Here is a 15,847-nt window from a genome sequence, read left to right on the forward strand (position 1 = left end):
ATCCTTCAATGCAAAAATCAAAAACTTCAGAATCCAGTTACGTGGCGTAAAAGACAGGTCCTTCTTCCTCTACAGGCTTACCACTCTTTTTGCCTAATCCCCCAGGTTTTGTTCCTGATCCGGTCGTTCTCTATTGTAAAGTCACCCTCGTTCAGTACAATATCAATCCCCAGAGTACCCTGTGCATCGCCGATATAAGTGCCACCAGGAATCATAGGAAGTTCGAACGCTTTTTTCTCCGGTTCTGATGTGAGATTATCAGGATTGGACATTTTGAAGAAATATTCGTCAATATAGTCATCCCCGGACTGTTGCTCCGCTGCGGGTGCATTGGGATTTGGAAAACCTATAAGCCAGGCCTTAAAAGGTGGCTTCGTAAGAGCACTGTTGTTTGCATAAAAATCCGCGAATTCCTTCCTTATCCGTTTGGTAAGACCGGTTGCCTTCGGGTCGTCCTCTCCTAAAACTATATCGTTAGAATCAAAAAAATTATCTTTCTTAAGCCCCCTGTAAATGATATATTTTATAGGTAAACCGTTTACAGGCTGCCTGAAGGGTTTCAGTATGAGGTTTATTTTTGTGGAATCATTCCCATGCGGCTGGATGAACACCTGTCCGGAACAAATTGTGTACACCTTCCCCGTATATTGAATGAGAGATGTAGTTCGAAAAACCGTGTCATTTAAAACACCGAATTGGTTGCCTGCGAATTGTGAATAATTAGTGTTTTCCAGAAAGAACCAAGATTCCGCGCAAAGTTCTGGGCGTATGTTTCGGTCATGAGGATCGGCAGAAGTTGGCAGGGACGGAGAGGTGGTATAAACAGGCATAGCTTAAGATTTTCATTTTCATCAATAGATGCTTCAAATCTGTGTAGTCCACTTAATCACGTTCATCCCATCACAAAAAACAACGGCATACAGTATTTTCGCAGAATTATTGAAGAATTATTTTCCTTTCCTAAATTAGATAATTAATTCCACATAAAATTCTACCAATTGGTTAAATAATTGTTAAAAGTGATTTTCGTTATTGGAAATGTGGGCTTATACCTATCAATATAGTGGAATTTGAGATTGAATTTATCAAAAAAGTATGTCCTGAAAGTCCATAGAAAGCAGCATCTCCTTTTGGGCTTTTACTATACTTAATTCTGGTTCAAGATACGATATGTACATACCTCCAAAGGCATTTTCAGTAGCAAAAGAAGTTGCCAAAAGATCTACATCTTCCACACTGCTCCAATTTCCACAATCTGTAGCAATTCACATAAGGAAGTATTATACCAATTGTTTCTACAATCTTACTAATTACATCTACTAAGGTAATATCATCTGAAATGGCATTATGAAAAGCTTTTACTGCAAAGGCGGGCAATGGTATAATCCTGCCCTGTTCCAGACTAACTTGTTCATTTGTTCTCCAAATAAATACTTTAACCATTTCATCATATTCATAATTGTGATATAAATACTCAAAAGGATCAGGATTTACAGTTGTATTATATACTCGTATTAAGTTTCCAGAGCTGTAATCTTCCCGATCTCAGGCACACTCAAAAATAGAGTGTTTTGTTGATATTTTACTGTTGATGTTGTCGAAATTTTGTTGGAATGTGGGAAAATCCTCAACATTGTCCAATGTGATTTTTCCATATTTCAACAGAAAGTCTCTCGGTGTTAGATACTGAAGTGCGCTGTGGGATCGTTCGTTATTATATTTCCACATCCAGACTTCTGCATAATTCTTCATCTGTTTTATATTCTCAAACAGGTACACCTCCAGAAACTAGCTCCTGAAGGTGCGGTTGAATCTCTCGATCAGTGAGTTCGGTGTTGGTTTTCCCGGCTGTATGAACTTCAGTTCGATTGAAAATCGCACCAGTCTTTCATTTTTTGAGCAATAAACTCCGGTTCGTTGTCCACTCTGATTCTTTCAGGTTTTCCACGCCAATCGATCAACTGTTCCAAACCAGCAATCACTTTTGCAGAGGGCAAACTTGCCTCAATGCTAACTTGTAAAATCTCACGGTTGAAGTCATCCATTATGTTCAGGCTACGTACTTTCCTGCCGCATTCCAGCGTGTCGTGCATAAAACCTAACGCAGTTTCGACGTAGTCAAATCCATGCTCCAAGTCACATTCGGGTAAACCGGCCGCAGTAGCGGCTCCTGTACCCGTGCCGGCAGCCGCTTCTTACGCTTGTTGCGAAGGTTCAATTTCATCGGAGTGTAAATTCGGTAAATCCTTTTGTGGTTCCACCTAAAACTAAGGTTCTTCAAACGGTGGCGCATTAGCCAGAAGCCCCACGTTTGGTGTTGATTTGCCAGCGGCAGCACTTCTTCACGGATTTGGTCATCTTCATTATTGCTCCGCTTTTTGTAATAAAGCACCGAACTGCTTACCCTGAAAACATCACACGCCTTACGAATACTCATTCTATGGGTCTGCTTGGGAAAGGAAGTGAAGGTACTGGAGCCACAATCGCTCGTAGGCGAAGTGAAGAAAATTTTAACAGAATCGCTGTCTCAATACTAACGGTTATATGGTAGATTATTAGAGGGTAGTTTCGGTGCACTGTTTTTCACAACGTGGTAATTATTTTAAGCATCTTTTCTTTTTACTAGTACCTTTTTAGTACATAGGATTTGCATACTAAACCGTCATTATATTTTCGTCAGTACTGAACATATTTGCTGTGTTTTCTGCCACAAGGTTAAAATGATGATAAATACGGTTACCTTCCATATCTACGATTAATAAAGGATCTAAATTAAGCTTTGACAATTCCAGAGATAAGGTACCATTAAGTATATTTAAAGTATCATGGCTTAACCAATTTCCGGTGGTTTCATCTAAAAGAAGGAGGTGCGCTAATTGAGTGTCATTTTTATCAGTATTGACTCTGGCAATTTCTTTCCAGTTCCCCTTGTCACTCATCTTGTATAAATGATATACTCCCTTATAACATACTTTATTCCATTCAAAAGATCCATTGTGAATATAATCTCCCGTGATAGGATCAGAGTTAAAATTCAGGATGGGAGCCGCAGGATTGGATGTCTCTACCATAGTTGTGATAGTAATCTTTGATGGCATCGAAGGAGCCTGTTCTACAACTTCGATGGAGTTTGGATTTCCTGTTAAATAATCAGTTGTGTCATATTCTACTTGTCTAGAAACGCTAATTCTGTAGAAAAGAGGGTCACTGTATGGAACCTCGGGTAAATCTTCGAAATGATCATAAATACTCCATGTGCCAGTGGTCTGGTCCACGTCAACATCGTTAATGTCTACCGTCTTAATTAGCTTCATACTTAATATTGACTCAGCAGTTAATCGGTTGTCAGTTCTGTATAGGCTAATTTTATTTATTTTTTGTACTTCGGGATAACGATTGATCTCGACACGAACTTTACTGGCTATTCCTAGCGCTCGGTTTTCCAAAATTGGTTGTAAGCTCATTATTTTAGGGGGCTCGGCAGGATTAGTGTTTACCAGGCGAACGGGCCCCTTTATCTTACTGAATTCACTCATGCTCATTTGGCTCCCTACTTCACGTGCGGCATAAAAGTAAAAATTGTCAGATGTTCCATCCAGTGTGAAATCGGTAAAAAGGGTCTCTGAAGTTTGTGTATTTAAAATTGTCATCATTGGGGCCATAGCAAAGTCAGGATCATTTGGTTGCAACAAGTATCCATTTTTATCCCGAATATTCTGCTTCACATTTACAGGTCTATGTCCTGACGATAAAGATTTTACATGTGAATATATGATAGGAATTTCGGTCAGGGGCAGAAAACAGTTTTCAAGTTTCTCCTGTACAAAATTTGCAAGTTTTATATCCATATTTTGATTAGAGACTGCGGCTATAATTATAGCATTTAAATTGATATTTCCGTAGGTAGACTGATCGACGAGGGGATTGGTTGTGCCAAATCGTTGATTATGGTAGTTAATGAATGCATTAATTTCTTCAAAAAAAGAAGTTTTATCGGGAAGCGGGAATCTGTAATTCTCTCCTGCGGGAGCTGGAGCCGGATAATAACGATAATGCCCTTCTGTTTCCAATGTCTCAAAATCTACAAAGTTTTGCCATCTGTCATTAAAAAATAGCTCATTTTCATTTCCCAACAGTATTAAATTGTCTTTTATCAACTGAACGGTTTGTTCGCTATAAATTGCATTTAATAAAATATTGTTGTCTGCTCGTAGAAAAAGGACAGAATAAGGAATGTGCTGAAATTTTGTGATAATTGAGTAGGTTGACTTACCGAATTTGTCTGGGCGGGTGGCAAAAGTGGACCCTGAGGGTTGTTCAGGTTTTAGAGGTTCGATAATTCTTTGAGCAGCTAATGTACATGGTATGCTAAAAGCAGATTTATACTTATTGCCTTGCAAGTCAAGCGTATCATTATCAACTGCTTTAAATGCGAAAATGGAGTATTTTACCAGTTCAGGTGCCGAAGGCATTATGGCATTATTAGTGAGATTGTTCGCAGAATCTTGATACAAGTACACCCTATAGGAAGGATAGTAATTTACTTGAATTGAGTTTCCCAATACGGGATCTGTAGCTTTCGAGATATAAGAATTTCCCTCTATTACAAAGATGGGATTACTAGAGGAATCAACCTCAATTTCAAAATTTTCGTCTACAACATAGAGGATAGTATCGCCATTCGCATTGCTGCCAATGTTTTCACTTCTCACGACGCGAAAACTCGTTCGCGGTTGTGACGGAATAGGATCTCCAACGCCACCAAAGGCTTCATTGGTAAAAAGCCGCACATAACCTTTATGCCATTCTACAGAATTTCCAGCTACAGAGGTTTGTGAATGATCGGGTAAAGAGAAATTGTTTAGGGTGACTTTGTAAATTCCCTGATGAATAATAGGTGCAGGTGGATAAGTTGAATTATGCGGGTCATTGTTGTTAAAGGGATTGAAGTATTTAATAATCTCCCCGTTGGCTTTATGATACTCATATATTGGTGAGAATACCATTTCCACCGTTCCATGATGCCAAATTCCTCTGCTTTTCTGTATAAATTTTTCTATCGAGCCGTTGGATTGTATCGTCTGAAATAGTTCACGATGAACGGGCCAGCTGTGGTCCCCAATTTTCACTTTTACCACATTGGGATTGGTCGTGTCCCAATTGCTTAAGTTTTGTAAGTTTTCGGTCGCATTAAAAATACCCCCAGTGTTTGGATCAATAACAGGAAGTGACAAATTTGTCGCGCTTACAGATGGGTTTGAATTACCTGCCATAATTGCCGCGCTAACATCCTTCTTATAAACCGTAAAGGTGAGACCTGTAGATGTCGGTGTAATTTGGTGAATAATATAAGGGTCATTCCCCAATTGTAAAATACCGCCTATAAAACTATTTATAGTTGTCCCAACTGGAATCTCAGATTTCCAAACCTCAGTGTAGCTGACCTGCCCAGGATTAGTAGGATGCGGAACCGCGCTACTTGGAACCGGGTAATCCATGGTATTAATTACTGCAAGAAGCTGGTTGGTAGGATGGGGTACAACATTATAATTGTTCCCTACTTTTGAAACTTGTGCGGTAATGGTCTTAGGTGGGAAATTCCTAAAATAAATTTCAATATCATCCGCCAATACTTCTTCTGCATCAGGATAAAGACTTGTTGTGTCTGTAACAAATTGATGAGGGTTAGGGGAATCAGCAGGAATTTGATATATCTGTTCATCTTGAAAGATGTGATAATCGAAGAGAAGACGAACCAAGGTTTTATCTGATCCTGCAATTGCAACATATCTTTGCTGTTCTTCAGCTGATGTAAACATCAACGGATATTCTTTCTGAACCAGAAAACTCTGGCATCCTGTTGGAGGCAATAAATTATTAGTAGGTTTTAGATCTGTTTCAATGGCTATTTCTCCACCTGTAGTTGCTCTCGAAAACCAATTTATTCCATAAGTTGCATAAACATATGTTCCGCTTCTCTCTTGTTTGTGCATGAATAAGGCTACGTTATAATCTGGAATTTGGATTGGAACAGTCTCCAAAGAACCATCACTATTAGTATACGTTGTATCGTGGGACAATTCGGGCCTCACCCAAACTCCGCTATCCACAGTACCTGGAAAAATATGGCGATATTCTATACCGGCATAAACTGAATTAGTGAATGAAGAGGCATCAAAATCGTGGAAGGAAGAAAAGAAGGCAGGGTTAATTTCTGTTTCTCCAACCTGATGATTATAAATACTTACAAATCTTTTTTTTCCGTCGAAAGAGTAGCCATTAATGTCATACAGATTTCCACTTCCAGGGGAGTTTTCCATCCCTGGAACCACCTTCCAAATTTCTACAGGTAATGGCAGACGCTCTATATTAGCTGAAGTAGGGAGGGACATTGATATAAGTTGGAAGTTTTTATCAGAAGAAGAAATATCTAAGTTTGCATTTGTATAATATTCTGCTAAATAAATATACTCCCCGTTCATAATATTGCCACCTGTTTCCAAATGTCCCAATCCAAGCATTCTCGCTACATGGTAATCCAGTGCTGCAATATTTAGTAAATCTAAATATGATACCTCCATGTCGCCCGGCTCAGGTGGAGCATTAGTAATATGAATATTCCCAGTGGATGAAGGATCTATAAAGTTTATATTTAAAGTTTCATTAGCTTTCGGGTTGAGTTGGTAATTACTTAGTTCTACATACTTCGCTACTATATCCTTTATGTCTTTATCTAAAGGATCCTGAGGGTTGGTCGTCCTCTCCCACTTGTGTATATAATTAGCGATCCGAACCTTTGCACCGTCGTTGTAACGAAGCCATTTGTTATCCACTGCTTGTGGAGAAGGCTCTAATCTTTCCACTGCTATTGCTGTATCTACTACTAGCGCAAAATCATCAACTTTATTCCAGCCTTGGATCTGGTTAGTCTGAGTGATAAAATCGGAATAAAACTCAAAATCAATTCTCTTTACCAAACAGTTAGCTGCTTTAAACCTGATCTTTTTACCATTTTCAGCGTAAAATTTAACACCCGCATTAAGTTCCTGTGGAGAGAGTATTTTTCGATATGCGAGGTGATAAGGTAATAAATTGCTGTTCTCATTTACTGACAGTCCTTCCAATTGCAAGGAACTCATTGCTGAAATATTTTCAACCTTGGGTTCACAGGCAAAATAGAGGTCGTTCCTACAAATAATTTCAATAATTTCATTAGCGTAATAGCTAAGGAAACCTGCAGGATCAGAAAGAGGATTGATGATGTTGGATATCTGATCATATTTGAGGGTGTTATGGAAATAAACATAAAAAATCCTCTGGTTATTGTTGAACTTATATACCCATAGTCTTTGAGAGCTGTCCACAAGTTGTGGTGGAGAAGTTAAGTTTAAAGTAAATATTTTGGGTAGATAGAGAGCCCGATATATTTTAACAAAGTCATCAGGTTTATTATAATTAACCTGAGTACTGGCCATGTTTCCTTTTGGCAAATGATTTTCGGAAAGTTTCCCCCCAAAGGTCCATCGCAGGTGTATTCCCGCGGTACTATCATTTCCAGTGGAACCGACCGCTTGGAGATAGAAATTAGGTGTTTGAAGAGAGGTCAAACTGCTATAATTAATTGTAGTTCCAGTACTGGGTACTTCGTCGTCACAGATATTACTGGTCTCAGTTTCCACATTAGAAACCTCTACTTTTATATCCTCCAAAAGGGTGGCCTCAATTTTTTCACTTAGATATTCTATATATTTTGATGTGATCTCTTGTACAAAATATTGTATGGTAGTAGTATCCGTAGTTTTACAAGAGTCTAGGTTATTGGCAAGCAGCCCTAAGAAATTTGCCTGTTTACCATGAAAAACTACGTCGGTAGTATGTGCAAAAGCGTCAATTTTTAAATCTTCCAAGAGTATGAGTCTACTCCATTCAGGGGTTAAGTCCTGATAAATGGAAGTAATTTCCTGATTTTCTATTTGAAGCAGATATTGGTCATGTCTAAATATACATTCAATTTCAGCACCTTCATCTGTGTCATATATTCCAATTAATTGTGCACTTGCATCAATGATAAAGGACTGACCATTTTCAATTAATTTACCATACAATAACACTTTGTCATCCAATGTAAATAATCCTTTGAAATTGAGGCCTCCTCTTTCATGCACAAAAAATTCACTCGAGATATAGGCCAAATTAATATTTAGTGTAATTAGCAGTCCGGTATTTAAAGACTGGGCCCCTTCCCGAGGTTCATTTCCACACACATATAGTAATTCACCCCAGCTGGACATTCCAGTAATTCTAAAGGTAGAATCATAAGTAGGAATTACATCTATACTTTCTAACACGCCTCCTTCCGAATCAAAAAAATAGATTTTGCTTCTGGCGCTCCTTTCATCAAAAAAGCCTACATGAAAATTTTCGGAATAAAATGGAGACAGTAAAATTTTTCGATCAGACAGGGATATCTCTTTAAACTGTCTGTACCAAACCAATTCACCTTCTATATCTACCATAATAATGAAGGGATTAAACTCCCTTTCCGAAACTTCTTCTACTCCTGCAATAATGAAAGCTTCTTTATTTTGAATTATTTCAACAAATGAAATAGGATATTCTGTCTCAAAATAGTATTCTTTGCTCCAGTTAATATTACCGTCAGGATCATAACAGCATAACAAACCGTTCTTTGATTCTATGTTCTGGCCACAAGCAATAATGAGTTCAGCAATTTCTTTGGCACGATACATCCTTACTGCCTCATGGAAAAAGTTTAGATACTTTAAAAAACTCATGGTTTAATTATTTATATGAATATTGTTTACGGTAACGGTCTCGATTTCCTGATACTCAGATCCATTCCAGAGTAAATATTTAAAACGGAAGGTAAGTGTTTGCGCGGTAATTTTTTTATCAGGGTTCATAATAATAACTTGTGAATAATCTTTTGAAAAAAGTTTCTTGTACCCAGGGTTGCCGTCTGTGGCTACCTCCGTAATTTCAATAGTTTGCAGATTTATATCCACCGGGGTTTTTGGATCATTGAAAGGTTCTGGGTTTCTAATAATGAGTGCAATCACATCCAAGTCTTGGTTTCTGAGCTTGATAAACTCTGTAAAATTTGGCGGATCTAATGGTCGTAATCCCCAAATTCCTTCCACAATTCTATCAAAGGGATTGGAAAAAACATTGCTTATTCCATCCAAATGCATTCCTTCCATAGTAGTATATGTTTCACTAATTTGTAATGGGGTAAGATCAACTACGATATCATAAACAGCGGATTTCACTTCCAATAAATTACCGTTATCATCGTATTCTTTCAATTGGTAACTATTTACTTGTTGGGCGAAATCTGAATATCTTGAAGTCTTGAAAACATATTCATGTATTTTCTGTGTCTCTTCATAAATAATTTCATTTGCTTGATTTGTCTGATTAGCAATTTCGCCACTTTCATTTTCATCAAACGCATTATAAATAATAGCCGTGTAAAGCTTTTGCGGTTCCAAGTTTTTAACGATTAATGAATAGCTATAGGATTTTGGTTTTATTGGTTCCCCTAATTCTATGTTACAATTAATGGAATTGCTGTTGGCATTCACAGAATTGATAAAGCTATTTAGTTGCTGAATGCTCAAAGGTAGGTTAGGATCATCATCGTCTATCCATCCCGGCGACACCGCGCTGGGTACAGGTACGGAATCAGGTGGGTTTTGCAGCCAGTCTTGGGGTAGTGGATAAGGAATTATTTGATCTGTTACAGGATCTTTGATAATAGTATGAATATTTCCCTTGATAGCATTTAATCCTTGATAGCTTTGCCATGTATTAAACATATGATAGACATATGGTTTCACGAAAAATATGTTTAACTTACATTGATAATGTCCATAGAACAATGGTTTTGATCCTAGCAGATTTCCCCCAGCATTTGGATAGGACCGTCTCATATCTATGTAGGATTTTAATCCTGTAATGGGATACTCCTCCCGCTTATTGTCATTTATATTATCATTATTTTCATCATCAAATTTGATATAATCAGTACGCTTATCAAAATGCCCTAGAGGGCCCACTGTTTTAAAACCAAACGTATACTCCCAAACCGCTCCTGCTGTTTGCCCGTCATTGATGTTATCTTTCAATTTTATATGTATGCAGTAGGTGGTATTTGGTTTCCATATTGGTTGGGTGTGGGCTTCAATGCCGGCGACCATCTGCTGATAATCGGCCTCTATAGCAGCTTGTGAAGGTATGGTCTGCTGCGTTTGATAATCTAAAACAGTCATCCAGGAAACCTGTTGCAGTGATGTAGTACAAATTACCGGGTCGTTTGTCTGGCAATTGCAGTTTCCTATAATTGATATCTGGTTCAATAGGCCTTGAGCAGCACTTAAAGCACCAGATAAGAAAGGGGGGCGGGCCACGCTAGGATATAAAAGGAGTATATCTATTTTACTCTCTAATTGTGTATAAAGATGATAGTCTGGATATTGCAGGCTAAAACTTTCTATGGAATGAACCATCCCCGTAAAGCAGTGCCAGTTATCATAGAAAAGGTCTTCCACTCCTATATATTGTATGCAACTGTTTAGCGATTGGGTAAGTTGTTCCAAAAATTCACATAATAATTCATCTTTTTGACAAGATTGATTGTTGCAGGAAAGAGAAAGAAGATAATTAAGTTCACCAAGGAGAGCTTCATATTCTTCCTGTTCCTGAGGAGATAATACCACCGCTGTAACGGCTCCATTGGTATTGGTAATCGCATTAGCCCACAGTTGTTCTATTTGGTTATTAATAATGTTGATCGCGGTTTGATCGGTATTATCAGGTATGATCTCGATTTTTGAAATATACTGATGCGGAAAGTTTTGGCTAGAATATTCTACTATATTATTTAATTCAGATTGAGTTTTGTAAATTTCCTCAATGAGGACGTAGGTTGGATAAATTGCATTAGTCGGTACAGTTTTATAGTATTTTATTGTTACCCCTTTTGCTAAAGTAGAAAGAGCAATATTTACAAGTGCCGATTCTTCTTCCAAAGTAATTACCAAAGTATTGTTATTGGAAAAAGTCAATGAATTTGAAAAGTTATGAGAGTTGGCAGCATTAGTAACTACCATATTGTCCACTCCCTGAATCTGAAGCATACTTCCGTTGCTCCCCTGTGAATACATTCCGTACCAGTCCCCAAATAAATTGTAATAGGCCCCGTTGATATATTCATTGGGATACTGTGTTGGTGGATAGTAGCTGGTTCCCAAAGGTTTATTCTCAAAATTTGAATGATACCAGTTGCTAATAGTATTTGTACAGAATAATGAGGAAGGCGTTATTCCGTATTGCTCAGGAGTAAACCAGCCCGGCTGACTCCCATCCATAAAACTAAAAGGTGTTGTACCAAGTATTCGGATAGAGTTATATTGATTGTTGTTCTTTTGCCAAAACCCTACCTTTAATGAATCCACGGCTTGAGATGGCTCCATAGCCTTGTACGGGTGATAGTCCTTCCATTGTAAACTGTTATAATCGTAAAACTTTATCTGTATATCTTCGATGGAATACTGATGCTTAACCTGTCGCAGTGTGTGTCCCCCTTTTACTACTTTTTTTGGAGGTATAAGATCAGTAAAATTATGAGCGGCTCCCGTATGCCCACCAATTTTTTGACCAACCAATGCCGTGGGAATCAGGCCTTTTTCAGTGCTGATATCTATATAAGTGTCGAGTGGTATTGTAGAAGTAATTTTATTTAAATCGGGTTGCCCGATAATACCCAGGTAATTAATTTCAAATTCTTCATAAGTTAGCATATGAATGCCCTTTACAGCATCCTCTACTCTGCTTTTCTTTGCTAAGTCAGGATATACAGAGGGATTGTCATCTTGATAGGTAATCGGAGCAACAGGTGCGGTATCAACCTGGTTATTTTTCTCCCATTTGAAAACCAGTTTAACTTTCAAGCTAACTTTGATTATAAAAACTTTTACCTTAATATTAATTTGAAGTTCAGCCAAAATGAGGAAGGGCTTTACCAACTCAATCCTAAAGTAAACAGAAACGCAAATAGAAACTTTAACAATCCATAAATTGACTTCTGCTCCGCCCTCTACATATAAATATCCTCCTACTTGTGGCCTTTCAAAACTAACGTGACCGCCTATTTCTACGACTGCCCATATTTTTAAAATTAGGAGGTTAAAGTTTAGGTCAATCCTGGCACCGGATTCTATTCCAGATGCAGAAATCATCAGGAATCCCTGCGCGTTGATAGGAATTGTATCCTTCAACATTAAAACTTTTATTGGTTTTTCCTTGGTGCCAAAGTTAATATACCAAGGTTTTTGATTCTTGAAGAAGAATCCCATCTGCACTTCAGCCTGGACATGAATGTATGAACCATTCTTCTTATTGACCATAAAGTTCGCACCCGCACCAAACTCCAATGAACTGTCTCCAATAATTATGAATGCATAGAATGGAGGCTCTTTCGGATCAACTTCTGCTATTCCCAATTTCTCACTCAATATGGTTAGCCCTGCATCTATCGCAAACATGCTCGGAAGAGAAAGCAACATCATAGCCCTAAGTGACATAATTCGGTCTCCGCCTGTTGGTGCTATGGAAGCTCCTACACCTACTGAGAAAGCATTTGCATAATCTTTAGTCTTGTCTGGGCCACTGAATTTAGGATCTAAATGTAGCCCCCGTGGTGCAGACACATAATAGTCATACCAGGTATCATTTTGAGTCATTCCAACAGCTTCCTTTTCAGCGACATACCGGCGTCCGATAAGGCCTCTAAATCCAAATATCCCAATCGGTCCTAGCGGAATGGGTACCGGGAACTCCACCATCGCATCCACAGCAAAAGCAGGATATTTAGGGTCATATCGTATTTCAGCTGAACCGTAAATGCTGGCTTTAGGGATTTGCACTGAAACTTTTCCCCGGTACTCAGTGGAAACACCTGGTTCGGGAATCGTCAGTGATCCCTTTATAATGGCTGTTGCCGTGCTTGGATCTGCATCTCCAGGGATAACCAAATCTATTTCAATTGTGGAGATATGGAAATAGTCGTGTCTGTAATCTTTATCATCTCCCCCATATTCTGCCGCCATTTCATCATTGTCTATGGTATAATAATATTTTATACCATCTCCTCTTACATCCAAACCTATTGGGTTAACACTTATACCACCGTCAAATCCAACATAATTATACTGTCGCATCCTGCCATTATGTTCTTTTTGAATGCTGCCAAAATGAATAGCTGTTACAGACATTCCCACCGGGCCGAGGGGCAGATTAATATTGACTGGAATACTGGTATTACCCCCTGCAATTTCAAACCTTCCATTGGCATAAATCCGGATAGCCGGAAGGTCAATGGGCGTATTTCCCATTAACTTTATACCTAAATCTGTTGTGAAGAATATTTTTGTATCAGCTTCTATATAAAAATTATTGTTTTCCTTGCCCAAAGTGGCATTTTGAAGGTTGAAGTCTAGAATGTTAAACAGATTCATTTTCAGTTCAGGCAGGAAAGTGGCCGAAAGTTTGAAGTTTTCGTTACTTTCCCACTCACCGTAAAAGTCAATGTATAGAGTTTCTGATTGTCCTGATTGGGGATTTACTTTTTTAAATTTAGTGATTTTAAGAGCTGCTTCCAGAGCCGAATAAACGACTTTTCCGTGGTGGAAATCTATATCAAACTTTCGGAAACCAATTTCCCATTTTCTGTTTTCATTTTGTCCCAGTTCGAATCTTAAATATGAATTAAAATCAAAGAAATTCATTTGGAGAGACTGGATGAAGGCGAGGTACTCTCCTTCTGCCTTGAACTCTTTTATTGCTCCGTTATAATTAAGTTTAACGGGAAACTGAAACTTTAATAATCCAGGATTAGGCAAGGAGTTAATATAGGCTACTAATTGCGCGTGATTCTGAATTGGAATCGAATTTAAAGGGTCCGCCATCGAATAAACGGACAGGCTGGAATAATCCAATTCAAAATAATCCTGAAAGTAGCTGGTTACAACAGGTTGTCCGTTTTCCATTGCGAAAGCGTACGTTGCCCGGATAGAGATATTTCCTGAAATTCCCCCCGTTCCTACTAAAAGGTGATTTGCAGATATACCAATGGTCTGACCACTCTCCTTTTTAAACCATTTTTTTGGAAGAAATACTTCGGTGTATTCCATATACACACCCATAAATTCTTTGGGACGACCGTCGGCATCAGCTTCTGCAATATTCTCTGTTTTGCTTATATCTATTTTTAAATTACGGATATCTATAATTAGCCCTGTGTTACCGATCATTGCCGGTTGGTTAAGGTTTAAGACTAAATCAAGATTATATCCAAAGCCCCGTTCAGTGTCAGCATAAAAAAGTGCCTCTGCAAAGGAGAGTATAAGTTTATTATTAAGAGCCGTCTCCGGAATTTCGTTTAAAGAAATATTGGTTGGAGGTATAGTGCTGTTGTCATAAGTACCATACGGATATACAGGTCTCAGAATGTTTCTAGGAAATTCAATAGCTGCGGAAAGGAGCAGTGTAGCCCGGAACTTGGGGGTAATCACCTCCCTAATAAATTCGTCCACATCTTGAGGTACAAGAACGCGGAAATACGCTTTTACCTTATTAGCAGTGTCCTGAGTATTATTTGTAAGCAGATATTTCGCAAATGCGACCAGTGACGAGTAGTTCTGGGCCCTGCTGGAGATATCTTCTACAACTTCGGTTATTGTGGTTACTGTACTGGGATTTGGTATAGGACTGCTCCAATTTGGGTTCTGTACGTTTAAATCGGTGATAAACTGCTGCAATGGCGTGGTATTCTGGTCTGCAGGTTCTACAAAAGTATTAATGAAATGTGAAATTGCCTGCTCTTCTGAAATATTGAGGACACGTAAAGCTACCTCAAAAATCTGCTCAGGACTAAAGGAAAAATTGCCCAGACTGAAGAACCTAAGATAAGCCAGAATTTTCCATTCGTATTCTACAGTAATAGGGAAAGAAGAAAGACCGGAGTCATCTGCATCATAATTTAAGATAAGATATATGCCAGTTCCGGGGATTTCTATGTCCAATCTTTTGGGAGACACAATCGAAAGGCCGTAAAATGCTGCATCTCCTTTAGGACTTTTGCTGTACTGCAAATCCTTAAAATAGATTCTATCCAGAAGATTAACAACTCCAGTTTTAATAAACCCTAAAATATCAGGAATATCGTTTTCCGAAACTACTGACGAAAGCCGAGGATAATATCTGCTTGTTATTGGAGGTGTAGGCATTTTTTTTCTTTTTTAAGGTTCTATGGCAATAAAGTATGATACTGCTAATGTCGATTGAAGTACATCATAGCAGCAAGGTTGCTAGAGACTATTTGTCCTTGATTGTTTATATAACATAAGGGAAATGTACAATAGGTTTAAGAACAAAGTTTACTTTTATCATTTCTATGAGCTGTAGGAAAATTTGTCCGGAACATATAAAATACACTTTTCCTGTGAACTGGATTCGGGAGGTGGTACGAAAAACAGTGCTGTTCAAAACTCCAAACTGGTTGCCGGCAGTTTGAGAGTAATTGGTGTTTTCGAGAAAGAACCAGCCGCGGAACTCGGGTCTAAGGTTGCGGCCATTGCTGTCGACAGTAGTGGGCAAAGAAGGAGAGGTTGTTACAGGCATAGTTTGACAATATTTTTTTGTCAACAATGAATGCCTAACAGACCATTTTCCCTACCTATTAACCCTCATCCTGTTTAGAAATATGTATATACAATATTTCAGCAATATCATTGAAGAATTCTATTTGTATTCTAAATTAGACAAT

At 38.3% G+C, this 15,847-nt stretch carries 6 protein-coding genes and 1 pseudogene; 1 reads left to right on the top strand and 6 read right to left on the bottom strand.

The window, feature by feature from the left end; all coding sequences use genetic code 11:
- Window positions 1-97, top strand: a pseudogene (locus P0M11_RS13315) (transposase); the annotation flags it as partial.
- Here the strand turns inward: P0M11_RS13315 and P0M11_RS11105 are convergent.
- The 6 genes from P0M11_RS11105 to P0M11_RS11130 all read right to left on the bottom strand — a co-directional run bounded on the left by P0M11_RS11105 (window position 78) and on the right by P0M11_RS11130 (window position 15,702).
- The gene (locus tag P0M11_RS11105) at window positions 78-830 is read right to left on the bottom strand and encodes a hypothetical protein (RefSeq protein WP_275625732.1); all 753 of its coding nucleotides are present in this window, start codon (window positions 828-830) and stop codon (window positions 78-80) included. The pseudogene P0M11_RS13315 and the gene P0M11_RS11105 sit on opposite strands and share 20 nt — an antisense overlap.
- Window positions 831-1,859: 1,029 nt before the next feature.
- Window positions 1,860-2,093 carry a DDE-type integrase/transposase/recombinase gene (locus P0M11_RS11110; RefSeq protein WP_275625733.1) on the bottom strand — a complete coding sequence of 78 codons (234 nt, stop codon included), beginning with the start codon at window positions 2,091-2,093 and terminating at the stop codon, window positions 1,860-1,862.
- Between the two features lie 5 nt (window positions 2,094-2,098).
- The gene (locus tag P0M11_RS11115; RefSeq protein WP_275625734.1) at window positions 2,099-2,437 is read right to left on the bottom strand and encodes an IS3 family transposase; all 339 of its coding nucleotides are present in this window, start codon (window positions 2,435-2,437) and stop codon (window positions 2,099-2,101) included.
- 217 nt (window positions 2,438-2,654) lie between these two features.
- A complete protein-coding gene (locus P0M11_RS11120; protein ID WP_275625735.1) occupies window positions 2,655-8,795 on the bottom strand; it encodes a hypothetical protein in 6,141 nt (2,046 codons plus the stop codon).
- Window positions 8,796-8,798: 3 nt separating this feature from the next.
- Complete coding sequence (locus P0M11_RS11125) at window positions 8,799-15,308, bottom strand: hypothetical protein (RefSeq protein WP_275625736.1); 6,510 nt, start codon at window positions 15,306-15,308, stop codon at window positions 8,799-8,801.
- Between the two features lie 106 nt (window positions 15,309-15,414).
- Window positions 15,415-15,702 (bottom strand): hypothetical protein, encoded by a 288-nt coding sequence (locus tag P0M11_RS11130; RefSeq protein ID WP_275625737.1) that lies wholly within the window; start codon window positions 15,700-15,702, stop codon window positions 15,415-15,417.
- Between the last annotated feature and the right edge of the window lie 145 nt (window positions 15,703-15,847).

It is taken from the genome of Kaistella sp. PBT33-4 (assembly GCF_029194425.1).
Taxonomy (GTDB): Bacteria; Bacteroidota; Bacteroidia; order Flavobacteriales; family Weeksellaceae; genus Marnyiella.